Source organism: Phenylobacterium koreense (genome assembly GCF_040545335.1).
In the GTDB taxonomy this organism is placed as follows: Bacteria; Pseudomonadota; Alphaproteobacteria; order Caulobacterales; family Caulobacteraceae; genus Phenylobacterium; species Phenylobacterium koreense.
Genome location: NZ_JBEPLU010000003.1, coordinates 207,507 through 231,099 on the forward strand (window position 1 = coordinate 207,507; position 23,593 = coordinate 231,099).

Genomic DNA, 23,593 nt, shown 5'->3' on the forward strand with positions numbered 1-23,593 from the left:
TGACACCCGTCGGAAGGTGACCCCCAAACTTCTCCCATAAGAACAAATACGTGGGAGGACCTGGTGAGCGCTTGGATCTTCGCTGACGTCTGGGAAGCAATTGCTGGGCTGCAACCGGACCGGCCCGCCCTTGTCCAGGGCGAGCGGGTGCTCAGTTGGGCGCAGTTCGACGCCCGCGCCGACGCCCTGGCCTCGCACCTGGTGGCGAGCGGCATAGGGCCGGAGGCGAAGGTCGCCGCCTACCTGTTCAACTGCCCGGAATATATCGAGACCTACTACGCCGCCTTCAAGGCGGGGGTCGCTCCGCTCAACACCAACTATCGCTATGGCGGCGACGAGCTCACCTATCTGTTCGACAACGCCGACGCCGAAGCGGTGGTCTTCCATGCCAGTTTCACCAGGACCCTCGAACCGCTTCGCGAGAAGCTGCCGAGCGTCAAGCGCTGGATCGCCGTCGCCGAGCCGGGTCACCCGGCTCCAGGCTGGGCCGACGACTACGAGACGGTGGTCGCCAGGCCGCCGGCGCAACGCCCCTTCAAGGCGCCCTGGGGCCGCTCCCCGGACAATCTGGTGCTGCTCTACACCGGCGGGACCACCGGCATGCCCAAGGGCGTCATGTGGCGCCAGGACGACCTCTTCAACGTCATCGGCTCGGGCGGCCACCCGACGCTCGGCCTGCCGCCGCTGGGGAGCTCCGGCGACCTGAAGGCGCGGATCGGGACCTATGAGCCGCCGACCACCCTGGTCTGCTGCCCGCTCATGCACGGCACCGGCCAGTTCTCGGCCTTCATCACCCTCAATATTGGCGGGACGGTCGCCTGCCTGCCTTCGCGCAGCTTCAGCGCCATAGAGCTCTGGGACGAGGCCGTGCGGTTGCAGGCCGACAATATCGTCATCGTCGGCCTGGCCTTCTCGACCCCGATGCTGGAAGCCCTGGAGGCCAACCCTGGCCGCTGGGACCTTTCCCACGTCAAGGCCATGAGCTCGTCGGGCTCCATGTGGAGCCAGGAGAACAAGCGTGGCCTGCTCTCCCACGCCCGCAACGCCATGATCATGGATTCCTTCGGCTCGTCGGAGGCAGTGGGGCTGGGCGCTTCGGCCTCTGCGCCAGGGGCCGAGGCGGCCACGGCGGCCTTCATGCTGGGACCGAACTGCGCGGTGTTCGACGAGGACGGCCAGCGCGTCGCGGCGGGCTCGGGGGAGCGCGGCCTGGTCGCGGTCACCGGCTTCCTGCCGCTCGGCTACTACAAGGACGCCGAAAAGACCGCCAAGACCTTCAAGGTCATGGAAGGCCAGCGCTGGAGCGTCCCCGGCGACTGGGCCGAGGTCAATCTCGACGGCACCCTGAAACTGCTCGGCCGCGGCAGCCAATGCATCAACACCGGCGGCGAAAAGGTCTTTCCCGAGGAGGTCGAGGAAGCCCTCAAGACGCATCCGGCCGTACGCGACGCGGTCGTGGTCGGCGTGCCCGACGCGCGTTTCGGTGAGCGCATCTGCGCCGTGGTCGAGCCGGACCCCGCCGGCGGCGACGTCACCCTCGACGAAATGGCCGCCCATGTCCGCTCGCGCCTTGCCGCCTACAAGGCGCCGCGGGAGCTGGTGGTAGTCGAGAGCATCGGCCGCGCCCCCAACGGCAAGGTCGACTATAAGGCCTCCCGCGAGCGCGCGCTGACCGCTCTAGGCGTCGGGGCCTAGGGCTCCGGCGATATCCGGACCAGAAGCTTGCCTTCGTGGTCGCCGGTGAACAGCCGGCCCAGGGCATCGACCGCGTTCTCCAGCCCGTCGACCACGTGCGCCTTCCACTTGAGCTGGCCGCCGGCGACCAGCGGCGCCAGTTCCGCCATGCCTTCGGCGAAGCGTGGCAGATAGTCGATGACGATGAAGCCCTTGATCAGAATCCGGTGCATCAGCACCCGGCCAAAGTCGCTCGGACCAGGGACCGGACCTTCCGCGTTGTAGCTCGAGATCATTCCGCACAGCGGCATGCGGCTGAAGTTGTTCATATGCCCGATGACGGCGTCCATCACCTTGCCGCCGACATTCTCGAAATTGATGTCCACGCCGTTGGGCGCCAGGCGCGACAGCGCCTCGCCGACGTCCTCCGAGCGGTAGTCGATGGCGCCGTCGAAGCCGAGTTCCTCAGTCAGCCATCGGCACTTCTTCGGGCCGCCCGCGATGCCGATCACCCGGCAGCCCTTCAGCTTGGCGAGCTGGCCGACGATCGACCCTACCGCGCCGGCCGCAGCCGAGACCACGACCGTCTCGCCGGCCTGGGGCTTGCCGATGTCCATCAGGCCGAAATAGGCGGTCAGGCCCGTCGCTCCCAGGACGCTCATGTGCGCGGTCAGCGGCACGCCGGCCAGGCGAGGCGTGCGTCGGGCATGGCCCTCGGTGACGACGCCGTAGTCCTGCCAACCGCCGAGCCCCGGGTTCACGATCGTCCCCTCGGGCAGGTCGGCCGAGCGCGACTGCTCGACCACGCCGATGACGCCGCCTCGCATGACTTCGCCCACCTCAACCGGCGGCATGTACTGGTCACGGTCGCTCATCCAGATCCGATGGGTCGGGTCGAGGGAGAGATAGAGGTTGCGGACGAGAACCTCGCCGTCCTTCAGCTCGGGGGTGACGGTCTCCACCAGTTCGAGGTCGCCCTGCCGAATCTCGCCCTCAGGGCGACGGCGCAGAATCCATTGGCGATTGATCGGCATCAGCTTGGCTCCGTTCCCTTGGCGCCGATCATGCGGCCGGGAAGGCGGAGGTGTCGAGGCTCAGAGCGTCTGTTCGCGCCGCTTGAGCCGCCCGCTCACCAGGGAGACCAGCGCCAAGGCCAGCAGCGGCCAGGCAACCTGCGGCCGCAGCAGGATCGAAGCATCAGGGGTCGGGTCTCCAAGGAACGCCTGACCGAGACCTGCGCCGAGATAGCTGTAGATGAACGAATAGGGGATCGCGCCCACGGCCGTCGCTGCCACATAGGGCTTGAACGGCGCCCGCGCGCACCCCGCCGCCACATTGACCAGGCCGAAGGGGCTAAGCGGCACCAAGCGCAGCGTCAGCAGGTATCTGAAGGGCGCCTGCTCGAAACCGGCCATCAGGCCGCGCCATCGGCTGCGATTGAGCATAGCACGGATGCGGTCGCCAGCCGCGAACCGCGCCGCCACATAGGCGATGATCGCCCCAAGCGTCGATCCGACGATCGTCGCCCCCGTCCCGACCAGCGGCCCGAACAGGAAGCCGCCAGCCAGCATCAGCACCAGCCCCACCGGCACGAAAGCCGCCGTCGCCACGGCGTAGAGGCCGACGAAGACCGTCAGGGCGACGATCGGCGCCGCCGCCACCTCCGCCCGCAGCCTGACCTCGTTGGCCTGGATGTTGTCGAAGGAGATGTCGGTCGCCAAACCGCTGGCATAGAGCGCGATCGTGGCCCCGATCAGCAACAGGGCCGGAATCCAGCGCAGGATAACGCGCCAGGTCGAGCCTCGAACACGGTGCTGCGTGGTCATCCGGCGTGTCCCATGGCGCCTTCCTCCCAGCCTCATCCCCAGGCCTCATTCAACGCGAGGTCGAAGAGATCGCTCCGGCGGAGGTTAGAACTGATTTTGTGACCGAACCAAGACGGCTATTTCGGCCGCTTCTCTCCGGCCTTCTTCTTCCACGGCGGCTTGCCGGACTTGGGGCCGGGCGCGCCAGGCGGTCCCTTGAACGGCTTGCGGAACGGCCGCGGCTCGCCCTTGCCTCCGCCCCCGCCCCCGCCACGCGGCGAGGGAACGCCCGGAGGACCGGCTCGCTCGATCTTGATCTCGTCCTCAGCCGTCGCGCGGATGGCCTCGGCGAACTTCGCCTCGATATCCTTGGCGATCTCGAACTTCGTCTCGCGGTCGAAGATGCGGATCGAGCCGATGTCCTTCTTGGTCACGTGGCCCAGGCGGCAGATCATCGGGATCAACCACTTGGGGTCGGCGTTCTTGCTGCGGCCAACCGTAATGCGGAACCAGCTCACGTCTTCCGGCGCGAGCCGCTCGGGCTTTCCGAAGGCGCGGTCCTCGCGGCGCGGCCGCTCGCGGTCCTGGTCGCGGCCGCGGGCATCGTCATAGAGCTCTTCCGGGGCCGGAAGCCGCTGGCGGTGCAGGCGGATAAGCGCTGCGGCGACCTCGGCCGGCGACCGGGTCTCGAGCAGCAGTCCGGCCAGCCGGGCCTCTTCTTCGCCAGCCGCCTCAGCGAAGATCGGGTCCTCCAGAAGACGGGCCTGATCCTTGGCCCGGATCTGCTCGGCGGTGGGCGGTCCCTCCCACTGCACATCGACCCCGGCGGAACCCAGGAGTTGCTCGGCCTTGCGGCGACGGGTGTAGGGAACCAGCAGCACCGAAACGCCCTTGCGTCCGGCCCGGCCGGTGCGGCCTGAACGGTGCAGCAGGGCCGGCTTGTTGATTGGCAGGTCGGCGTGGATCACCAGGCCCAGGTCCGGCAAGTCCAGGCCACGGGCGGCCACGTCGGTGGCCACGCAAACCCGGGCATGGCCGTCGCGCAGCGCCTGCAGCGCGTCCGAGCGCTCCCGCTGGCCCAGTTCGCCCGATAGCCCGACCACCGCGAAGCCGCGCTCACGCAACGCCGCGTGCATGTGGCGGACGCCGTCGCGGGTATTGCAGAACACCAGCGCGCCGGGAGACTCGAAGAACCGCAGGACGTTGACCACCGCCAACTCGACCTCGTTCGGCGCGATGCGCATCGCCCGGTACTCGATGTCGCCATGCGGCTCGTCGCGGCGCACGGTGTCGATGCGCAGGGCGTTGCGCTGGTAGCGCTTGGCCAGGGCGGCGATGTCCTTGGCGATGGTCGCCGAGAACAGCAGGGTGCGGCGATCCACCGGCGAAGAGTCGAGGATTTCCTCGAGGTCCTCGCGGAAACCCATGTCGAGCATCTCGTCGGCCTCGTCGAGGACCAGCACCCGCAGGGCGCCGAGATCGAGATTGCCGCGTTCCAGGTGATCCTTCAGGCGGCCAGGCGTGCCGACCAGGATGTGGCATCCGGCGGCCAGCGCCCGCTGCTCGCGCCGGGGATCCATGCCGCCGACGCAGGTTTCGACCTTGGCGCCGGCCGCGGCATAGAGCCAGGTCAGTTCCTTGGCGACCTGCATCGCCAGTTCGCGCGTCGGCGCGATGGCCAGCGCGAGCGGCGCGCCAGGTTGCCCGAACCGCTCCTCCTCGCCCAGCAGGGTCGATGCAGCGGCAAGGCCGAAAGCGACGGTTTTGCCCGAACCCGTCTGGGCCGAGACCAGCAGGTCACGGCCTTCTGCGTCGGGCGTGAGCACCGCCGCCTGCACGGGAGTGGGATCGGCATAGCCCTGGCTCGCAAGCGCGCGCGCCAAGGCGGGATGGATGTCGGGGAAGGCCATGGTCGTCCTGAGGAGTGCGCACACACAAAAATAGCGCGGGCGCGCCTTAGATGCGAAGCAGGCGTCCACTGCAACCCTTCCCGGCGATAAAATCCCCCCAAGCGCCGATGGGCCGCAGCAAAACGGGCGCTCAGCGGCGCCCGACGGGGCTGGACTTTCCCGCTCCGAGGGCGTCTGACGCGCCAATGTCCCATTCTCCTCTGAAGGTCGCCGTCATCGGCGGCGGGCCGGCCGGCCTGATGGCCACCGAACTGCTCAGCGCCGGCGGCGTCCAGGTCGATCTCTACGACCGGATGCCCAGCCTGGGCCGCAAGTTCCTGATGGCCGGGCGCGGCGGGCTCAACCTCACCCACTCCGAGGACTTCAAAGCCTTCGTGGCCCGATACGGCGAGGCCGCGGCCTGGATGCGCCCTGTCCTTGAAGCCTTCACTCCGGCAGACCTGACGGCGTGGGCCGAGGGGCTCGGCCAGCCCACCTTCATAGGCTCCAGTGGCCGAGTCTTCCCACGAACTCTGAAGGCCTCCCCCCTGCTGCGCGCCTGGATCGGCCGCCTGCACGCCCAGGGCGTCCGGTTCCACATGCACAGCGAATGGCGCGGGTGGAACCCCGATGGCGAGTTGGTCTTCAATGACGGCGAAAGCGTGCCGGTCGATGTGGTCGTCCTGGCTCTCGGGGGCGCGAGCTGGCCGCGGCTGGGCTCCACGGGCGGCTGGGCCGACATTCTGCAGGGGCGCGGCGTCGCGGTGACGCCGTTCGAGCCGGCCAACAGCGGCTTCGACGTGGCCTGGAGTCCGATCTTCGCCGACCGCTTCGCCGGCCAGCCCTTAAAGAACATCGCCCTCTCCTTGGGCGACCGTACGGTGCGCGGCGAGGCCATGATCGCGACCTACGGCCTGGAGGGCGGCGCGGTCTACGCGCTGTCGACAGAACTCCGCCAGGCCATCCGCGCGGACGGCTCCGCCACGATCCAGGCGGACCTGCGTCCGGACATGACCCGCTCACGCCTCGCGGACCGCCTGCACAAGGCGCCGGCCGGCCAGTCGGCCGCCAACCTTCTTCGCAAGGCCGTCAACCTGTCGCCGGTGGAGATCAACCTGCTGCGCGAAGGTCACGGGGTGGAGCTTCCCCGCGACGCCGGCGCCCTGGCCCGAGCCATCAAGGCGACGCCGCTTCGCCTCACCGGCGTTCGCGGCCTCGACCGGGCGATTTCCTCGGCCGGCGGCGTGGCTCTGCCCGAGCTGGACGAGGGCCTGATGATCCGCCGTCTGCCCGGCGTCTATGCGGTTGGAGAGATGCTCGACTGGGAAGCGCCGACCGGCGGCTACCTGCTGCAGGCCTGCTTCGCCACCGGCGTCGCCGCGGCCCGCGCCATCCTCAGGCGTCAGGCTTCTTGAGGCGGTCGCGTAGCGTCGGCTTGCGGGCCGGTGTGGCCTTCTTCGTCCTGGCCGTCGGCAAGGGCGGCAGGCGATCTGCGGCGCCGTCGGCCAGAAGGCGGGCCGCGAGCATGAGGTCCCCTTTGACCGCGCCGAAGTCCTGCGCTTCCACCCAGGCGCGCACCGCGACCTCGACAAAGGCTTCCGACATTCCGGTCACCTCGGCGGCGACGGCCGGATCCTTCAAGACCAGGGGGTTGCTCTCGGCGCGCTCCTTGAGCCCAATCAGCAGCGCTGGAATGTCCCGCTTGGTGTCGACCCGCACGACGGCGTCCGCGCGACGGCGGGGGTGAGCGCTGGTGTTGACGATCACGTCGCCGAACACCTTGCCGTTCGGCAGCACGACCTTGAGATTGTCCGGCGTCGCCAGCTCGGTGACGAATAGGTCCAGCGCCTTCACCGTGCCGGTGCGTCCGCCGATCTCGACCACGTCGCCCACCTGATAGGGCCGGAACAGCAGCAGCATGACCCCCGCCGCCACGTTGCTGAGCGTGCCCTGCAAGGCCAGGCCCACCGCCAGCGACGCCGCGCCCAGCACCGCCAGGATCGAGGTGGTCTGAACGCCCAGTTGCTGCAGCACCGCGATCAGGCCGACGACGACGACCAGATAGCGCGCCAGCGACCCGGCGAAACTCTGCAGGGTGACGTCCGGCGGACCACCGCGGTTGACCCGCGCGATCAGGCGCCGGACCAGCCGGGAGGCCCAACCCGCCAGCCACCAGGTGACCGAAAGGATGATTATCGCGACGACGAGGTTCACGGCCAAGTCGCCCGCCGCGTCCATGAACCGTTGAAGGACGCGCTCGTCGATGGTGATCGTCTGGCGAAGGCGATCGCCTACTTCCGTTTCGAAACCCTGCATATGAGCGCTTAAAACTCCCGACCGCCCGGCATGCAATACGCTAAGCCGCCTTCTGGAGTTCCTGCTTCACCCGCTCCGCCAGGGTCTTGATGTCGATCGGCTTGGGCAGGAACGAAATGTTTTCCTCCCCTTCCAGCAGGTTCGAGAACTCCGCTTCGGCATAGCCCGAGATGAACATCACCGGCGCGCCGGCCAGGTAGCCGCGGGCATGCTTGAGCAGGTCCGGCCCCTGCATTCCCGGCATGACGACGTCGGATATCATCAGGTCGATCTGGCCGGCATGGACCTCCGCGAGCTCCAGCGCCTCCTCGCCCGAACCGGCCTCGATGACCTCATAGCCGCGGGCCCGCAGCAGTTTGGCCGCGACGGTGCGGACCGCGTCCTCGTCCTCGACGAAGAGGATGCGGCCGGCGCCCGAAAGGTCGCGAGCCTTCGGCGGCGCCTTGGCGGCGGTCGGTTCCGGCGCCGGCGCAGCCGCGCTCGGCACGTGGGCCGGCAGGAAGATCCGGAACGCCGCCCCCTGGCCTGGACGCGAGGAGACGCCGATCCAGCCGTCCGACTGCTTGACGATACCGTAGACGGTCGCCAGGCCGAGCCCAGTCCCCTCACCCACCGGCTTGGTGGTGAAGAACGGGTCGAAGATCTTGTCGATCACGTCGGGCGGAATGCCTGGGCCGTCGTCGGAGACTTCGATCAGGGCGTGCTCGTCCTTGGCGTTGGGATAGCCAGCCGCGACCGCCTCTTCCTGCGACAGCCGCGCCAGGCGAATGCGCACCTTCCCGCCGCCATGGGCGCGAACGGCGTCGCGGGCGTTGACCGCCAGGTTCATCACCGCGGTCTCGATTTGGCTCCGGTCGGCTCGCACATGGGGCAGATTGCGGCCATATTCGGTCTCGAGCTTCACGTCCTCGTAGAGCACCCGCCGCAGCAGCACCTCGGACTCGCTGATCAGTTCGCCCAGGTCCAGGGTCTCGCGCTGAACGGTCTGTTTGCGCGAGAAGGCCAGCAGTTTGCGCACCAGATCAGCCGCCCGGATCGAGGTCGAGCGGATCTCGTTGAGGCCCTCATAAGAGGGATCGCCGACCGGGTGACGCTGGGCCAGCACGTCGAGCTGGAAGAAGATCGCGGTCAGCAGGTTGTTGAAATCGTGGGCGACGCCGCCGGCGAGCTGGCCGATGGCCTGCATCTTCTGGCTCTGCGAGAGCTGCAGTTCGATCTGCTTCTGCTCGGAAACGTCGACGAGATAGGCGACCCAGCGGCCCTCATTCTTCGAGAGATATAGGTGCGCCACCTTGGCCGGATCGCTGGCCAGCCGCACCTCCAGAGCGCCGACATGGCCGTCCGTCAGCTTCTGAATCGCATCGGCGCGCGATGTGGCCTCGATCAGGTCGCCGAACCGCTCACCGCTAGCGCCGCCGCCGGTCAGGGCCGACAGCGCCGGGTTGGCTTCGATGATGGTCGCCTCGAACGGGTCCTCGCCATCCAGCAGCGCCGCGCCGAACGGCGATGCGGCCGCAAAGGCGTCGAGCACCTTCGGCGGGGGCGGCTTGGCGCTGTTGAACGCCTGCAGCACCTCGGCCGCAGCGGGCGGCAGGGCCAGCGGCGGCGCCTCGGCCAGACGCACCAGGAAGCGGCGCTCACCCAGCGGGGCCACGGTGGCGGTATGCTCGCCGCCGCTGTTGCGGATCGAGGCCTGGGCCATCTCGCCGCGGCGCGCCGCGCTGAGGGCGGTGAACAAGCTGGCGCCGGAAGAACCGCCCTTGGGCAGGCGGGCGGCCGCTCCCAGCACGGCCCGCCAGGCAGCGTTGGCTGCGTGGATACGGCCGTCGGCCGCGGCGATCGCCGCCGGCTCGGCCAGGGCGTCGATCATCTTGTCCGCCCCGGACTCTCCGACCGCCACCGGCTGGGTCGAACCACGAAGGGCGAAAAGGCCAAGGCAGGCCACGCCGAATAGGCCGATCAACAGCATGATGCCGGCCCGGGTCGCAGGCCCGGCGTGGAACGCAGGCACCGCCGCGAACGCCACCGCCGCCAGGAAGCAAAGCACGGCCATGACCGTCATCGGGTCGATCCGCCGCGTGCGGCCCTTGGACTTGATCTCCGCCATGGCTCGGCCCCGGTTGCTGTCGGACATGGAGACCTGCGCCTCCGGCGAATCAACGTTCGCCTCGTTAAATTCTATTAGTTCCGGGCCCTTGCGGCCACGCGCGCGCTGTTTTGCATGATGAAGCCGATCAGCTTGGCCACGGCTTCGTAGTGAGCGGGCGGAATGAAGTCGTCCAGCTCGACGGCGGCATAGAGCGCGCGAGCCAGGGGCGGGTCCTCGATCACCGGCACGCCGTGCTCCTCAGCCAGGGCGCGGATCTTCAAGGCGATGGCGTCCATGCCCTTGGCCACACATTGCGGCGCGGCCGTCTCGCCGGCCTCGTAGCGGAGCGCCACGGCGTAGTGTGTCGGGTTCATGATCACCATGGTGGCCTCGGGCACCGCGGCCATCATCCGGCGGCGGGAGCGCTGGATCGCGATCTGTCGCCGCTTGGCCTTGATGTGAGGATCACCTTCGGAGTTCTTGAACTCCTCCTTTTGCTCCTCCTTGGTCATCCGCATGCGCTTGAGGAAGCGCGAGCGCTGCCAGAACCAGTCGAACCCGGCGATCACCAGCATCAGGCCCGCGGCGGCGAACACCAGCCGGCGCAGGATATCGGTCATGAGCGGCAGCATGGCGGCCGGCTCCAGGGTCGCCAGATCCCGCAGCGGCTGGATGTAGGGCTTCATGACCATCCAGCCGACCCAGCCGACCATCACGACCTTGGCCAGGGACTTCACGAACTGCATCAGTCCGTCCGGTCCCAGAATCCGCTTCAGCCCCGCCATTGGCGAGACCTTCTTCCAGTCCGGCTTGAGCTTCTCCGGACTGAACAAGAGGCCGGTCTGGATAAGGTTGCCGCCCGCGCCCATGAGCGCTGCGACCGCCATGACCCCGATCAGGATCGGCGCGGCCGCGTGGGCCGCCCGTTGCGCCACATTGATCGCCCCATGGCCTTCCAGGCTAATGCTGTCGGGACTGGCGATGAAGGGCAGGAGCTCGGCGGCCAGATTGCGCGAAAACGACCCGCCGGCGAGGGCGATGACGGCTGCAACGCCCGCGAACGAGGCCACCATGCCCAGGTCTTGTGTCTTGGCGACGTCCCCCTTCTCCCGAGCCTTCTGGAGTTTTGAGGGTGTCGCCTCTTCTGTCTTGGAGTCTGTGTCCTGTTCGTCGGCCATCTGCTCAGCCGAGGAACAGCGAGACGAGCTCGCGATAGCGGTTGAGCCAGACCATGCCGATCACCCCCAGGCTGAGGGCGAAGATCGAAAGGCCCAGCAGGACCACCAGGGGGGTCACGACGAAGAAGACCTGGAACTGTGGCATCACGCGCCCGACCAAACCCGCCGCCACGTTGAAGATCACCGTGAAGACCACCACCGGCGCGGCCAGTTGCAGGCCGAGGCGGAAGGCGCCCGCAACCGTCTGGGCGGCGAGTTGCGCGCTGTCGGCGATCGGCACGTCGCGCGTGAAGGGAAACAGGCTGTAGGACCGCGCGATCGCGGTGATGAACATGTGATGCAGGTCCGTGGTCATGATCAGGGTGATCCCGATCAGGCCAAGGAAGGTGCCCAGCGAGGTCGAAGGCGCCGCCTGCCCCGGGGCCGCGGTCTGGGCGAAGGAAAGCGTCGTCTGGATCGAGATGATCTCGCCCGCCGTGGAGAGCGCCGACAGGAAGACCCGAAGGATCCCGCCGATCATCAGGCCGATCAGCACCTCCCGGATCACGCCGGTGGCGACGCCTGAGACGGTCCCGGGGACCGGCATGCCCTTGGCCACCAGCGGCATCAGCATCAGGGCCATCAGGAAGGCGAAGGAGAGCCTGATCCGCGGCGGCACGCTGTTGTCGCCGATGCCGGGCAGCAGCATCACGATGGCGCCGACGCGGGCGAAGATCAGCCCGGCGGCGTAGACCTGGGATGCGGCGGCGTAGCTTTCCATGCCGGGCCGGCTGGCCTCACATGGCCGCGATGCGGGCGGCGATCTGGCGCATGAAGCCGCTCATCAGCGCCCCCATCAGCGGCAGGAACAGCAGCAATGAGAGGAAGATCGCCACGATCTTCGGCGCATAAACCAGGGTCGCTTCCTGGATCTGGGTGAGGGCCTGCATGAGGCCGACGCCCACCCCGACCACCAGGCCGACGATCAGCACCGGCGCGCAGAGCTGGATGGTCAGCCAGATCGCGTCGCGCCCGATGTCCAGAACCTCTGCGCCGTTCATCTGGTGTCTCTTTCGGTACGCTTCGTGGCGGAAAATCAGCTAGGTCGAATTTGCCGGGTTATGGTTAACGAAGCGCTACTGTTCGTTAACCAGCGCCCTCGCCGCCTCCGCGGGCGTCAGCTTGTCGCGGTCGCGATCGACGCTGTAGTTGGCCGCGCGCATGGCCTCCACCGAGACGGCCCCCAGCAGGGGCCGCAGCGCCGAGAGCAGCCGCTGATCGCCGGCCCGCTGGGGCGAGACCAGGATCACCGCGTCGTAAGGCGGCAGCGCGCCCTTGGGGTCGCTGAGCACGACGAGATTGTCGGCCGAGATCCGACCATCGGACGAGAAGGCCGAGATGACGTCCGCCTCACCTCCTGCCAGGGCCCGGTACATGAAGGTCGGCTGGAACGAGCGCTCGGACCGGAAGTGGAAGCCGTAGGCGCTGTTCACCGCCTTCCATTCCGGCCGGGACAGGAACTCCAGGTCCGATCCGAAGTTGAGCTGCGGCGCCTGGCGCGCCAGGTCGGTCAGGCTGGTGACTCCAAGCTCTCGGGCGCGGTCGGAGCGCATGGCGAAGGCGTAGGCGTTCTCGAAACCCAGCGAGCCCAGAACGACCACCCCGTCGCGCGCCTTCAGCTCGGAGGTCAGCTCGTCGAGCACGGCTTCGCGACCCGGATTGTCGTTGCGCTTCAGGACGTTGGTCCAGAGCGTGCCGGTGTAGTCGACATAGACGTCGATCTCACCGGCGGCGAGCGCGCGGTAGGCGACGGCCGAGCCGAGGTCTTCCTTGCGCGAGACCCGCGCGCCGGTGCGCTCCAGCCCCTCGGCCATCAGTTCGGCCAGGATGTACTGCTCGGAGAAGTTCTTGGCGCCGACGACATAGCTGGCGGGTTTGCCGATGGCCGCCAGCGGTGCGATGGCGACGAGCGTGCCGGCGGCCAGCAAGGCGAGCCCGGCGACGACCAGGCCCCGGCTGCGCCGCGCCGCGCCGGTCTCGATCAATCCCAGCAGCTGGTCGACGACCATGGCGAGGATCGCCGAGGCTGCGCAGCCGAACAGCACGAAGACCCAGTTCTCCGTCTGCAGGCCGGCGAAGATGTAGTTGCCCAGGCTTGTCTGCCCGACCGGGGTGGAGAGGGTGGCCGCGCCGATCGTCCAGACCGCGGCGGTGCGCACGCCGGCCATGATCACCGGCATGGCCAGGGGCAGCTCCACCTGGAAGAGCCGTTGGCGCGGAGTCATGCCGACTCCGTCGGCCGCCTCCTTTACCGCCGGATCGACGCCCAGGATTCCCGTGGTCGCCGTCCGCAGGATCGGGAGCATCGAATAGAGGGTGAGGGCCAGGAGCGACGGCAGGAAGCCAAGCGCCGAAAAGCCCTTGCCGAACACCGCATGGCTCGCCGCCGAAAGGCCGAGCAGCAGCGGATAGAAGAGCGCCAGCAGGGCGAGGCTCGGAATGGTCTGGATCAGGCCCGCAAAGGCCAGGACCGGCCAGCGAAGGCGCGGGCTGCGGCTGGCGACTATCGCCAGCGGCAGGCTGATCGCGAGGCCGAGAAGCAGCGCGCTCGCGCTCAGCACCACGTGCCAGGCCAGGTAGTCCGGCAGCAGCTCGAAGGCCTGGGCGACGCGCGGGCTCACGACGCCTCGCCCAGTCGCTGCCGCAGCCGCTCGGCCTGGCGGCGGGGCGCCTCCAGCAAGGCGCGGACCTGCGGGTTTTCCGTGTCCTTGATCAGCGCATCGGGCGCGCCATCGGCGATGATCGCGCCGGCTTCGATGACCAGGACGCGGTCGGCCAGCAGCACCGCCTCGGCCATGTCGTGGGTGACCATCACGGTGGTCAGCCCCAGCCGCTCGTGCAGGGCGCGATAGTCGGAGCCGAGGGCGTCGCGGGTCAGCGGGTCGAGAGCGCCGAAGGGCTCGTCCATCAGCATGATCTTCGGCTCTGCCGCCAGTGCCCGCGCCACGCCGACCCGTTGACGCTGGCCGCCCGAAAGCGCCGCGGGCGACCGTCCCGAGACCTCCGCCGGCAGCGCCACCAGCTCCAGCAACTCGCTCACCCGCGCGGCGATGCGGGCCTTGTCCCAGCCGAGAAGGCGGGGCGTGACGGCGATGTTCTCGGCGATGCTGAGATGCGGGAAGAGGCCGACCTCCTGGAAGACATAGCCGATGCGCCGACGAAGTTCATGAGCCGGCCTGAGACCGACATCCTCCCCATCGATGCGCACCCGGCCGCTGTCGGGCGCGATCAAGCCATTGATGGTCTTGAGCAAAGTGGTCTTGCCGGAGCCCGACGATCCCACCAGGGCGACGAACTGACCGGGCGCGATCGCGAGATCGACGCCGGCCAGCGCGGCCCGCTCACCATAACGCTTCTCGATCCTGGAAAGCTCGATCGCCGCCTCGCCCATGCTCTAGGCGTAGCACGTCAGATCGGCATCCGCATGATTTCCTGGTAGGCGTTGATCACCTGGTCACGCACGGCCATCACCGTTTCCAGACTGGCCTCAGCGGCCGAGATCGCGGTGACGACGTCGATCAGTTCCGCCTTGCCGGCGACCTGGGCCGCGATCTGGCTTTCGGCCTTCTTGGTGTTGTGCACCACGTCGGTCATGGCCGATTTGACCATCGAGGCGAAGTCGAGCCCCTGGTCCTCCTGGGCGCCGACGCTCGGCTTGATCGCGGCGGCGCTGTTCTGGGCGGCGGCGTAGGCCTTGGCGGCCGCCATGGCGGTCATCATGGCTTAAGCCCTTACTTTTTCAGGATATCGAGGGTGCGCTGCTCCATGGCGCGCGCCGTCTCGATGACGTTGAGGTTGGCTTCGTAGGCCCGCTGGGCCTCCTTCATGTCGAGCGCTTCGACCAGCGGATCGACGTTCGGCAGCTTCACATAGCCGGTGGCGTCGGCCGAGGGGTGGCCGGGGTCGTAGACGCTGCGGAAGTCTTTCGGGTCGGGCGTCACGCGCGCCACCTGCACGCCCTGCCCCGCATCGGTCTTGTAGGGTGTGAACACCGGGATCTGCCGGCGGTAGGGATCCCCGCCCGCCTGACGCGACACCGAGTTGGCGTTGGCCATGTTCTCGGCGATCACCCGCATCCGCGCCTGCTGGGCCCGCAGGGCGGTCGCCGCGATCGATTGAGTCGCGCCGGTCATCGGCTTGTAGTCGGCCATCTAGCGCTCCTTAGCCCCGTCCGGGCGGGCGGCTGGCCAGCCGCAGCATGCCGAGCGATTTCTGGTAGAAGCCGATGGCCGCGTCGTAGTTCATCCGCGCCTCGGCCATCTTCAGCATCTCTTCCTCGAGCACGACCGAATTGCCGTCGAGGGTGGTCTCGGAGTCCTTCGCCTGCTGAGGCCGGAAGCCGGCGGAGCGCTGGGACGTCGGGACCATGTGGCCGGGCTGGGTGACCGCCTGGACCGTCGATGCCGCCTTCACCTGGGCCTCGAAGCTATACGGCTTCAGGTCCGTGGGCGTGTAGCCGGGGGTGTCGGAGTTGGCGACGTTCTGAGAGATCAGGCGCTCGCGCGCGTTCAAGTGGCCGAAGCGCCCCTTGAGCATCGCGAACAGCGGAATCTCGTTCAGGTTCATGGCTCAAGATGGTGAACAAACAGGGTTAACCACGTCTTAAGAACCTAGGCCGCACACGGGGACGCAAGGCGCAGCCCGCGCCGATTCCCCGCGTTCGAAGTCCGATGGACCTGGCTGAATTTCTCCGCGCCGTCTTCGCCCTGGCGCTGACCCTCGGGCTCGTCGGCCTGGGCGCCGTGGCCCTGCGCCGGTTTGGGCCCGACGTGCTGGCGCGCTTCCAGGTCGTCAAGAAGGAACGCCGCCTGGCGGTGGTCGAGACCCTGGTGCTCGACCCCTCGCGCCGGCTGGTCGTGGTGTCCTTCGACGGGGAAGAAAAGCTGCTTCTGCTGGGCGAGGGGCAGGTGCTCCCGACCACCGCCAAGAACCCAAAGATCGCGCCCCATGCGTAAGGTTTTCTCACGAAACTTCCACCTACGCGCCGAAGACTGGCGCCGCGCGGCGGGTCTCTCGGTGCTGGCGACGGCCGCGGCGATGATCTTTCCGGCCGCCGCCGCGGCCCAGGCGATCAATATCGACCTCGGCACCGGCGCGGGGCTCTCTGAGCGGGTCGTCCAGATGGTCGGCCTGCTGACCGTCCTCTCGCTCGCCCCCTCCATCGTGATCATGACGACCTCGTTCGTGCGGATCGTCGTGGTGCTGGGCCTGCTGCGCACCGCGCTCGGCCTTCAGCAGAGCCCGCCGAACGCCGTGCTGATCAGCCTGGCGCTCTTCCTCACCGCCATCGTCATGGGCCCGACCTTGCAGCGCTCCTATGACGAGGGGATCAAGCCGCTGATGGACCAGCAGATCGAACTGCCCCAGGCGTTCGACGCGGCCGGCGCCCCGGTGAAGACCTTCATGCTGAGCCAGGTGGACCAGGACGACCTCGCGCTCTTCATCCGGCTCTCGAAGATCGAGCGGCCGGCGACGGCCCAGGACACCCCGCTGCACGTCGTCACCCCGGCCTTCATGATCTCCGAGCTCAAGCGCGCCTTCGAGATCGGCTTCCTGCTCTTCATCCCCTTCCTGGTCATCGACCTCGTGGTGGCCAGCGTGCTGATGAGCATGGGCATGATGATGCTGCCGCCGGTGGTGGTGTCCCTGCCCTTCAAGCTGATCTTCTTCGTCCTGGTGGACGGCTGGCGGCTGGTGGCCGGAAGCCTGGTCGAGAGCTTCCAGCGCGGCGCGGGGGGCTAGCCCTTAGCGGCGGTCGGGGCGGCGGCCTGGGTGGCTTCGGGCGGCTTTGCGGGGCCGACGGGCGCCGGTTTCTCGCGGAAGCGCTGCTTCATCTTGTCGACCCAGCCGGAGAAGGCCTCGTTGTCGGCGGTGACGCGGCCGAAGTCGGCGACGTTGAGACGGCCGGACTGGACGCCGGTCAGGGCGACGCGCAAGGCGTCGGGATTGCGCGCCTGATCGTAGAAGCCCGCATAGCGCTGCTGCATCCGGGCCAGAGCCGCGTCGTCGCCGGCCAGGCTGTAGGCGACGCCGGTCCGCAGCAGTTTGCCCTCCTCCTCCGAGGAAAGCGGCCCCGCCTGCTTCCAGCGGTCGCCGAGGCTCTTTTCGAAGAGGCTCCCGGCGGCCGCCCAGTTCTTCTGCTTCCAGAGCGCCTCGGCGCGCAGGTCCTGGGCCTCGCGCCCCTTGTCGCGCTCGAGGACTTCAAGGGCGTGATCGTAGCGGCCGAGCCCCATCAGGGCTCTGGCTTCCACCAGCCGCCGCTCGGCGTTCAACGGACCGGGCAGGACCGTCGTGCGTGAGCCGTTGATCGCCTGCAGTGCCTGCTCGGGCTTCCGGTCCATCAGGTAGATGACGGCGAGATCGGTGGCGACCTGAGCGCGCGCCACGCCGTCGAGGCGGTTGTCGGCCTGATACTTCAGGAGGTCCGCGGCCTGGTCGAGCAGGTCCACGTCCACCAGGCGGCGCACCAGCTTGCGCACCATGAGGTCGCCATCGGCGCCCAGCGGGGTCAGCTCGCGGAAGTCGTAGAACATGGCCAGGGCCTGGATGGGCTCCAGGCCATCGGCCGCGCCGTCCAGGAACAGGGCGCGGAAGGCGGCCCCGAGATCGGCCTGCAGCTTCACCGCCTCGGGAAGGTCGGGCAGGCGATTGCCGGCGCTGCGCAACGCCTCCAGCGCTTCGCGATAGCGGCCCTGGCTCAGATAGAGCTGGCCGAGGGCGCGGATGGTCTCCAGCTCGGTGGCGTCGCCCCGCCAGCGATAGCGAAGGGCCGCAAAGGTGTCGGCGGCCTGGACCGGGGTGATCTTTCCGGTTTCCAGCCGGATCTTGGTGGCGCGCAGGGTCGCCGGCGCCGAAAGGGAGTCGGTCGGCGCGCCAGCCACGGCGGCGTAGATGCGCAGCGCCCGATCCTTGTAGCCCAGCGCCTCCACCACCTCGGCCTCGACCAAGCGCGTGGCCAGCTCCTCCATGGAGTCGGTCTTGTCCATCAGGGCGAGCTTGATGCGCGCCTGGGCGCCGTTGACGTCGCCCAGCGCCAGGGCGGCCTTGGCGTCGGATCGGGCGAAGCGCGCCTTCCAGACGGGGGAAAAGCGATTGAATGCCTCGGCCCCGGCGCCGAACTGATTGCGGGCGTCGCCCCACTGGGCCAGTTGCGCGGCGACATAGGACCGCCACAGCGCCACCGACGGGTCGTCGGAGAGGATCGGCACGGAGAAGTCGGCCTGGGCCTCCTTGTAGCGGCGCGCCATGACCCGGGCGATGCCGCGCAGGCCCCGGAACTCCGGATCGTCCAAGACCCCAGGACTGGTCCGCGCCACCTCGTTCAGGACGCCGATCGCTTCGTAGGACAACTCCGAGCCGACGAGGAAACGGGCCAGCGCCATGCGCGCGGCGACCGGGGCGTCGCGTCCCTGCGCCCCTTCCTCGTTGGCGGCCGACAGCAGTGCGTTGTAGCGCGAGAGAAACCCGCCCGATCCCGTCCTGGCCCAGGTGTCGTCGATGAGGCCCGGCAGGCTGGCCGGCTGCGGCGCGCCGAGATTGGCCTCGATGCGCTCCACCGCCGCCGAGGCCGGCGACAGGGAGAGGCCGGATGGCCGTCCGATCTGGACGAGGTCGCCTTCCCGGCGCACGGCCAGGTCGCTGATGTAGGATTCCGCCGCCAGGCCCTGGGCCGAGGGCAGCAGGGCCATCTGAACGAACTCGCGCCGCGACGGCAGGCCCTTCGCCGGGCCGAGCGCCGTTACCACCGAGAGCGTATCGCCGACGACGGGGTCGGAAACTCTGACCACGCGCGTGGCGCCCGCCACCGCCGCCTTGAGCCCCGCCGGACCGCCGGCCTGGTCGCGGACGATGCGGATCTGGGAGGCGGCCTCGACCTGGGCCCCGGGGCCGAGGGTGACGGTCCAGGTCGCGCCCTGGGCCGAGGCGAACACCGGCGTGCCTTGCGGAGAGTCGATCCGGACGGCGGTGTAGTCCGGGCCGCGATAGGCGCTGACCCGGCTGAGCTGCCGAAGTCCGCGCGGCGCCTTCGAGATGTCCAGGGTCGCGGGCGCGTCGAAGACCACCCAGACGGCGGCCCCACGGCGGAAGACGGCCGCGCCCGCGGGATTGGCCCAGGGAAAGATCAGCTGGACCTGACCGGCGCCGATCTGGCTGCCGACCCGCACCACACCACCGGCCGGGATGGGATTTGGGCGCGGCGGCTCCGGTTGGGCGACCGGCGCCTGCGGCGGCTGGGCGGGAGCTTCCGGCGCCTTGAAGAGGTTCACGTAGGTCGCGCCGTCGGCCGTCCCGATCCGGGCGTCGGCGTCGTCGGCCAGGGTGAGGACGAGTTCGGTGCCGGCCTTCGCCCGCCGCAGCTCGGCGGACGTCAGCCAGCGGGGCGGATCGACCTTCAGCCGGGTGATGTCGGGCGCGCCGGAGCTCAGGCGCAGGATGACGGCCTGGCCCTCGCGCCGGGCGATGGTCCGGGCTCCGGCCACCTCGATGCGCGAGAAGTCCTTGGCCTGGGCGACACGGACCTGCGCCACGCTCCTCGGCGCGACGCTGACCTGCGGCGCGGCCAAGCCGGCAGGCGCGGCGATCCCGGCGATGGTGATCGCCGCGACGCCGGACCTCAGGGCTTGGCGAAGCTTCATGGACTAGCCGGCCTTGGCCGGCGGGGCGGCGCTCGCCTGGCGCGGCGCTCCGCCGGCGGGCGGGCCGACGACGGCCTGGGCGGCGGCGGCCACCTTCTTCACCTCGGCGAAACGGCCGGCCAGCGCCTCCGTCAGCTTCTTGGCTTCGGCCGGCGGCATGTTGGCGACTATGGCCGAGAGCGAGCGCTCCTTCATCTTCGCCGCGATCGGCAGGCGGACCGCGTCGTCCAGCAACACCATGCGCGGCGCTGCGTCCTTGGGCTTCATGCCCTCGAACACCTTCACCAGGCGGTCGATCTCGGCCTGCTCCTTCGTGTCGGCGTCGACCATCAGCTTGGCGACGTCGGCCTTCATGCCGTTCAGAGCCTGGATCTTCGCGTCGAGTTTGGCCTCGGCCGCGGCCATCAGCGCGAGCTGGACGTCAAGATCCTGTTCGCGCTTGTCGAGCTGGCCGCGGCGAGCGCCCAGGCTCTGCAGGACCTGCAGTTCGGCCGGCGAGAGCCCGGCCTCCTTGGCGAGTTCGGCGGCGGTCGGGGCGCAGACCGCGGGCGGCGGCTTGGGCGCGGCGGCGAGGCCGGGAACCTTGGCGGCGGCGTCCTTGGCTTCACCGGTGGCGGCCTTGGCGTCCGGAGCGGACTTGGCGCCCTTGACGGTTTCCTCGGCGAGGGCGCGCGCACCGGAGACCAGGCTCGGCAGGGTCTCGGCGCCCGACAGCGCGTTGATGCCCATCACGCCGACGATGGCGACGCCGACGAGCGGGAGAATGCGGGGCATGTTCTTCATCGGCGGTATCCCAGGCGGGCGGCGGCGGAGCGCGGCGGCGCCGGTTCAGTCCTTGCCGGCGGCGTTTCGGCCGGCGGTTCGAAGAGTTCGTCGTCGAGGGTCGGGCGGGCCTTGGGGGCCGGCGCGCGCTTGGGGCCGACGTCACGTTCGGGCCGGCGTTCGCGCGCGCCTGACAGCAGGGAGCCCAGGCGCTGGGTCACGCGCTCGACGTCGCTTTCGGACACGGGCTGCTCCGTGCGGGCGGCGGGCGGTGCGGCCTGAAGCTGGCGGTCGAGCTTGGCGCTGAGCGCGCGGGCCTTCTCGATGCGGTCGGCCAGGGCGTCGTGCGCCTCGTCGGTGGCCGCCCGCAGATCGGCCAAGCCCTGTTCAGCGCGAGCGGCGGCGGCGTCCAGCTCAGCCACGGCCCGGGCGAACCCTTCATGGCTTTCGCGCAAAGCTTTGAGGCGAGCGTTCAGGCGCACGCCGACGACCATGGCCGCGACCAGCAGGCCGGCGAGCAGCAGGTTCATACCGATCGCGACGGCGCTCATTTGAACCTCGCAATGGCCTTCTTGGCGTGGGGCGACAGGGGGCTGTCCACGCGGACCGCGATGTGGTGGTTGCGCCGCCCCATGCGTCCCCGGGTGAGGGGAATCGCGCCCGCGCGCAACTCGATCTGGCTGTCGGGCGTCGCATTGAGCCGCAGGGTGTCGCCGACCTTGAGCGCCAGGACGTCCTTGAGCGGCAGCTGCAGTTCGTCGAGCACCGCGCGGACATCGAGCTGGGTCGTCCAGAGCTCGGTCGCCAGGTGGCTTTCCCATATGTTGTCGCGGCCGAACTTCTCGCCCATGAACTGCTGCAGCAGCATCTTCCGGATGGGCTCGAGGGTGGCGTAGGGCAGCAGGAGCTCGATCCGGCCGCCGCGGTCTTCCATGTCGATCCGCAGCTTCACCAGGATCGCCGCGTTGGCCGGCCGGGCGATAGCCGCAAAACGGGGATTGGTCTCCAGCCGGTCGAGGGTGAAGGTCACCGGGGTCAGCGGCTCGAACGCAGCGCGCGCGTCGGCCAGGACCACCTCGACCATCCGCTGCACCAGGACCCGTTCGATGGTGGTGTAGGGCCGACCCTCGATCCGCATGGCCGCAGTGCCGCGCCGCCCGCCGAGCAGCACATCGACGATGGAGTAGATCAGGTTGGAGTCGACCGTCAGCAGGCCGTAGTTCTCTAGCTCCTCGGCCTTGAAGACCGTGAGGATGGCCGGCAGCGGGATCGAGTTCAGATAGTCACCGAACCGGATCGAGGAGATGTTGTCGAGGCTGACCTCGACGTTGTCCGAGGTGAAATTGCGCAGCGACGTCGTCATCAGCCGCACGAGGCGGTCGAAGACGATCTCGAGCATCGGCAGGCGCTCGTAGGAGACCAGGGCCGAGTTGATGATCGCGCGAATGCCCGAGCGTTCAGCCGCCTCCTCCTCGGAAAGATCGAAGCCCAGCAGGCTGTCGATCTCATCCTGATTGAGGATGCGCTCGGCGCCCATCAGGTCGTCCATCTTGGCGTCGTCCGACGGCCAGGTGGACGGGTCGTCGGGGTTCACCGCGCCCTGAAGTCCGCCAATGATCTGAGGTTCTTCTTCGTCCATGCCCCTGAAGCCGACCAGCCTTAGTTGATCAGCATTTCCTCGATCAGAACGGCGTTCACCTTCGAGGGGGCGATCACCAGGTTCACGCGGCGCTGGATCTCCATCCGCAACTGATAGGAGCCCTGCGAGCCTTGCAGGTCCTCCGGGCGCAGCTCGCGCAGGAAGGTCTGAAACATGTCCTGGAGCCTGGGCATGTTCGGTTCGAGCTGGTCGACGGTCGCCTGGTCGGGGACCTCGAGGGTCAGCTTGAGCTTGAGGAAGGTCGCCCGCCCGTCGGCGGTCTGCATGTTCACCACCACGCTGGGCATGGTGTAGAACAGGACGCCGTCAGGACCCTGGCGCACCTCACCGACGGTCTTCTCACCCTCGCCCTTCTTCTCGGACTTCTTTTTCTTCTCGGCCTTGGCCTCGGCGGCCGAGCCGGGCTTCGGCTTGAGCAGGAAGAAGGCGCCCGTCCCGGCGCCGCCGAGCACCAGCGCGGCCGCGACGCCGGCGATGATCAGCATCTTCGGCGAAAGCTTCTTCCTGGCGGGCGCGCCCTCGCCGTCCTCGGCGTCGGAATCGCCTTCCGGTGCTTCCTTCACCTTGTCCTGGGCCACGCGAGCGCGCTCCTTAGAATCTATACCCGAGCTGTAGCTTCACCATGGTTAAGGATGAGTTTTTAACAGGTGTTAACGGCGGCGATTTTCGTGCCGGGCAAAATCCGCCGACCGGTCGCCGTTAACTTTATTTTTCATTGAAAATATTGGCCTTTTCATTTGGCCCGTTCCTTGCAGCCAAATCGGCGACCAAAACGCCGCAGCTCAAGGCTCGTCATGGACAACGCCCTTTATGTCGGACTCTCGCGCCAGCTCACCCTGCGCCGTGAACTCGACATCGTGGCCAACAACATCGCCAACATGGACACCACCGGATTCAAGGTGGAGAGCCTGATGGTGGAGACCGAGCCGGCCGCTCCGGCCCAGACCTTCGGCGCGCCGCGGCCGGTCAAGTTCGTGCTGGACCGCAGCGTCGGACGCGACTTCGGCCAGGGCACGCTGCGCTCGACCGGGGCGACGTTCGATCTCGGCCTGCAGGGGGACGGCTTCTTCCGCATCCAGACCGCGGCCGGCGAACAGTACACCCGTGACGGCCGGTTCCACATGGATCCCGACGGCCGGCTGGTCACCGAAGACGGTCAGATGCTGATGGGTGAAGGCGGCGGTGAGATCGTCATCGACCCCAAGCTCGGCCCCGTTTCGATCGCCAAGGACGGCACGGTCAGCCAGGGCCGCGAACTGCTCGGCAAGATCGCCGTGGCCCGGTTCGGCGAGCTCTCGGTGCTCGAGAAGGTCGGCGAGAACCGCTACCGCAACACCTCCAACGCCCAGCCGCAGGCCGCCCCGGACACCCAGATCCACCAGGGCATGCTGGAGGGCTCCAACGTGAAGCCGATCGCCGAGATCACCCGGATGATCGAGGTCACCCGCGCCTATGAGTCCATGGCGAAGATGATGGATTCCAACGCCGAACTCTCCCGCCGCTCGATCGAGCGGATGGGCAAGCTGAACTAAGAGGAAGCCTGAC

At 68.6% G+C, this 23,593-nt stretch carries 23 protein-coding genes; 5 read left to right on the forward strand and 18 right to left on the reverse strand.

The window, feature by feature from the left end; genetic code table 11:
* Nucleotides 1-63 precede the first annotated feature (63 nt).
* Nucleotides 64-1,695, forward strand: coding sequence for an acyl-CoA synthetase (locus ABID41_RS17015; protein ID WP_354298230.1), 1,632 nt, complete (start codon nucleotides 64-66; stop codon nucleotides 1,693-1,695).
* Here ABID41_RS17015 and ABID41_RS17020 read toward each other — a convergent pair.
* The 3 genes from ABID41_RS17020 to ABID41_RS17030 form a co-directional block, all read right to left on the reverse strand.
* A complete protein-coding gene (locus ABID41_RS17020) occupies nucleotides 1,692-2,708 on the reverse strand; it encodes an NADP-dependent oxidoreductase (RefSeq protein ID WP_354298231.1) in 1,017 nt (338 codons plus the stop codon). The two genes, ABID41_RS17015 and ABID41_RS17020, sit on opposite strands and share 4 nt — an antisense overlap.
* 60 nt (nucleotides 2,709-2,768) lie before the next feature.
* Entirely contained in the window at nucleotides 2,769-3,500 is a 732-nt protein-coding gene (locus ABID41_RS17025; protein WP_354298232.1) for a TVP38/TMEM64 family protein, read from the reverse strand.
* Between the two features lie 116 nt (nucleotides 3,501-3,616).
* Entirely contained in the window at nucleotides 3,617-5,389 is a 1,773-nt protein-coding gene (locus tag ABID41_RS17030) for a DEAD/DEAH box helicase (RefSeq protein WP_354298233.1), read from the reverse strand.
* Nucleotides 5,390-5,574: 185 nt separating this feature from the next.
* Here ABID41_RS17030 and ABID41_RS17035 point away from each other — a divergent pair, with 185 nt between their 5' ends.
* The gene (locus ABID41_RS17035; RefSeq protein ID WP_354298234.1) at nucleotides 5,575-6,783 is read left to right on the forward strand and encodes a BaiN/RdsA family NAD(P)/FAD-dependent oxidoreductase; all 1,209 of its coding nucleotides are present in this window, start codon (nucleotides 5,575-5,577) and stop codon (nucleotides 6,781-6,783) included.
* On the opposite strand, the gene ABID41_RS17040 is transcribed toward ABID41_RS17035, so the two are convergent.
* The 10 genes from ABID41_RS17040 to ABID41_RS17085 form a co-directional block, all read right to left on the reverse strand.
* On the reverse strand, nucleotides 6,764-7,684 hold the full coding sequence (locus ABID41_RS17040; protein ID WP_354298235.1) for a mechanosensitive ion channel family protein: 921 nt from the start codon (nucleotides 7,682-7,684) through the stop codon (nucleotides 6,764-6,766). The two genes, ABID41_RS17035 and ABID41_RS17040, sit on opposite strands and share 20 nt — an antisense overlap.
* Before the next feature lie 40 nt (nucleotides 7,685-7,724).
* On the reverse strand, nucleotides 7,725-9,818 hold the full coding sequence (gene cckA, locus ABID41_RS17045) for a cell cycle histidine kinase CckA (protein ID WP_435530027.1): 2,094 nt from the start codon (nucleotides 9,816-9,818) through the stop codon (nucleotides 7,725-7,727).
* Between the two features lie 47 nt (nucleotides 9,819-9,865).
* Complete coding sequence (flhB, locus tag ABID41_RS17050; protein ID WP_354298236.1) at nucleotides 9,866-10,951, reverse strand: flagellar biosynthesis protein FlhB; 1,086 nt, start codon at nucleotides 10,949-10,951, stop codon at nucleotides 9,866-9,868.
* Between the two features lie 4 nt (nucleotides 10,952-10,955).
* Nucleotides 10,956-11,711, reverse strand: a complete 756-nt coding sequence (gene fliR / locus ABID41_RS17055) for a flagellar biosynthetic protein FliR (RefSeq protein ID WP_331931820.1) — start codon at nucleotides 11,709-11,711, stop codon at nucleotides 10,956-10,958.
* Nucleotides 11,712-11,727: 16 nt separating this feature from the next.
* Nucleotides 11,728-11,991, reverse strand: a complete 264-nt coding sequence (gene fliQ / locus ABID41_RS17060) for a flagellar biosynthesis protein FliQ (protein WP_331931821.1) — start codon at nucleotides 11,989-11,991, stop codon at nucleotides 11,728-11,730.
* Between the two features lie 75 nt (nucleotides 11,992-12,066).
* Nucleotides 12,067-13,611 carry a glycine betaine ABC transporter substrate-binding protein gene (locus tag ABID41_RS17065; protein WP_354298237.1) on the reverse strand — a complete coding sequence of 515 codons (1,545 nt, stop codon included), beginning with the start codon at nucleotides 13,609-13,611 and terminating at the stop codon, nucleotides 12,067-12,069.
* On the reverse strand, nucleotides 13,608-14,381 hold the full coding sequence (locus ABID41_RS17070) for an ABC transporter ATP-binding protein (protein WP_354298238.1): 774 nt from the start codon (nucleotides 14,379-14,381) through the stop codon (nucleotides 13,608-13,610). The genes ABID41_RS17065 and ABID41_RS17070 overlap by 4 nt, the downstream gene beginning before the upstream one ends.
* A gap of 17 nt (nucleotides 14,382-14,398) precedes the next feature.
* The gene (locus tag ABID41_RS17075) at nucleotides 14,399-14,710 is read right to left on the reverse strand and encodes a flagellar hook-basal body complex protein FliE (protein WP_331931824.1); all 312 of its coding nucleotides are present in this window, start codon (nucleotides 14,708-14,710) and stop codon (nucleotides 14,399-14,401) included.
* Between the two features lie 11 nt (nucleotides 14,711-14,721).
* Nucleotides 14,722-15,141 (reverse strand): flagellar basal body rod protein FlgC, encoded by a 420-nt coding sequence (flgC, locus tag ABID41_RS17080; RefSeq protein ID WP_331931825.1) that lies wholly within the window; start codon nucleotides 15,139-15,141, stop codon nucleotides 14,722-14,724.
* Nucleotides 15,142-15,151: 10 nt separating this feature from the next.
* Nucleotides 15,152-15,556, reverse strand: a complete 405-nt coding sequence (locus tag ABID41_RS17085; RefSeq protein ID WP_331931826.1) for a flagellar biosynthesis protein FlgB — start codon at nucleotides 15,554-15,556, stop codon at nucleotides 15,152-15,154.
* Nucleotides 15,557-15,660: 104 nt separating this feature from the next.
* Between ABID41_RS17085 and ABID41_RS17090 the strand changes: the two genes are divergently transcribed.
* On the forward strand, nucleotides 15,661-15,945 hold the full coding sequence (locus ABID41_RS17090) for a flagellar biosynthetic protein FliO (RefSeq protein WP_331931827.1): 285 nt from the start codon (nucleotides 15,661-15,663) through the stop codon (nucleotides 15,943-15,945).
* Complete coding sequence (fliP, locus tag ABID41_RS17095; protein WP_331931828.1) at nucleotides 15,938-16,732, forward strand: flagellar type III secretion system pore protein FliP; 795 nt, start codon at nucleotides 15,938-15,940, stop codon at nucleotides 16,730-16,732. Before ABID41_RS17090 ends, fliP begins: the two co-directional genes overlap by 8 nt.
* On the opposite strand, the gene ABID41_RS17100 is transcribed toward fliP, so the two are convergent.
* From ABID41_RS17100 to ABID41_RS17120, 5 genes are all read right to left on the reverse strand, one after another.
* Nucleotides 16,729-19,626 (reverse strand): tetratricopeptide repeat protein, encoded by a 2,898-nt coding sequence (locus ABID41_RS17100; RefSeq protein ID WP_354298239.1) that lies wholly within the window; start codon nucleotides 19,624-19,626, stop codon nucleotides 16,729-16,731. The genes fliP and ABID41_RS17100 overlap by 4 nt on opposite strands.
* A gap of 3 nt (nucleotides 19,627-19,629) precedes the next feature.
* On the reverse strand, nucleotides 19,630-20,409 hold the full coding sequence (locus ABID41_RS17105) for a MotE family protein (RefSeq protein ID WP_354298240.1): 780 nt from the start codon (nucleotides 20,407-20,409) through the stop codon (nucleotides 19,630-19,632).
* On the reverse strand, nucleotides 20,406-20,939 hold the full coding sequence (locus tag ABID41_RS17110; protein WP_354298241.1) for a DUF6468 domain-containing protein: 534 nt from the start codon (nucleotides 20,937-20,939) through the stop codon (nucleotides 20,406-20,408). Before ABID41_RS17110 ends, ABID41_RS17105 begins: the two co-directional genes overlap by 4 nt.
* Nucleotides 20,936-21,937 carry a flagellar motor switch protein FliM gene (gene fliM, locus ABID41_RS17115; protein WP_331927650.1) on the reverse strand — a complete coding sequence of 334 codons (1,002 nt, stop codon included), beginning with the start codon at nucleotides 21,935-21,937 and terminating at the stop codon, nucleotides 20,936-20,938. Before fliM ends, ABID41_RS17110 begins: the two co-directional genes overlap by 4 nt.
* A 110-nt stretch (nucleotides 21,938-22,047) precedes the next feature.
* Nucleotides 22,048-22,626: a flagellar basal body-associated FliL family protein gene (locus ABID41_RS17120; protein ID WP_354298242.1), complete on the reverse strand. Its 579-nt coding sequence runs from the start codon at nucleotides 22,624-22,626 to the stop codon at nucleotides 22,048-22,050.
* Nucleotides 22,627-22,842: 216 nt separating this feature from the next.
* Here ABID41_RS17120 and flgF point away from each other — a divergent pair, with 216 nt between their 5' ends.
* Nucleotides 22,843-23,580 carry a flagellar basal-body rod protein FlgF gene (flgF, locus tag ABID41_RS17125; protein WP_354298243.1) on the forward strand — a complete coding sequence of 246 codons (738 nt, stop codon included), beginning with the start codon at nucleotides 22,843-22,845 and terminating at the stop codon, nucleotides 23,578-23,580.
* Nucleotides 23,581-23,593 lie beyond the last annotated feature (13 nt).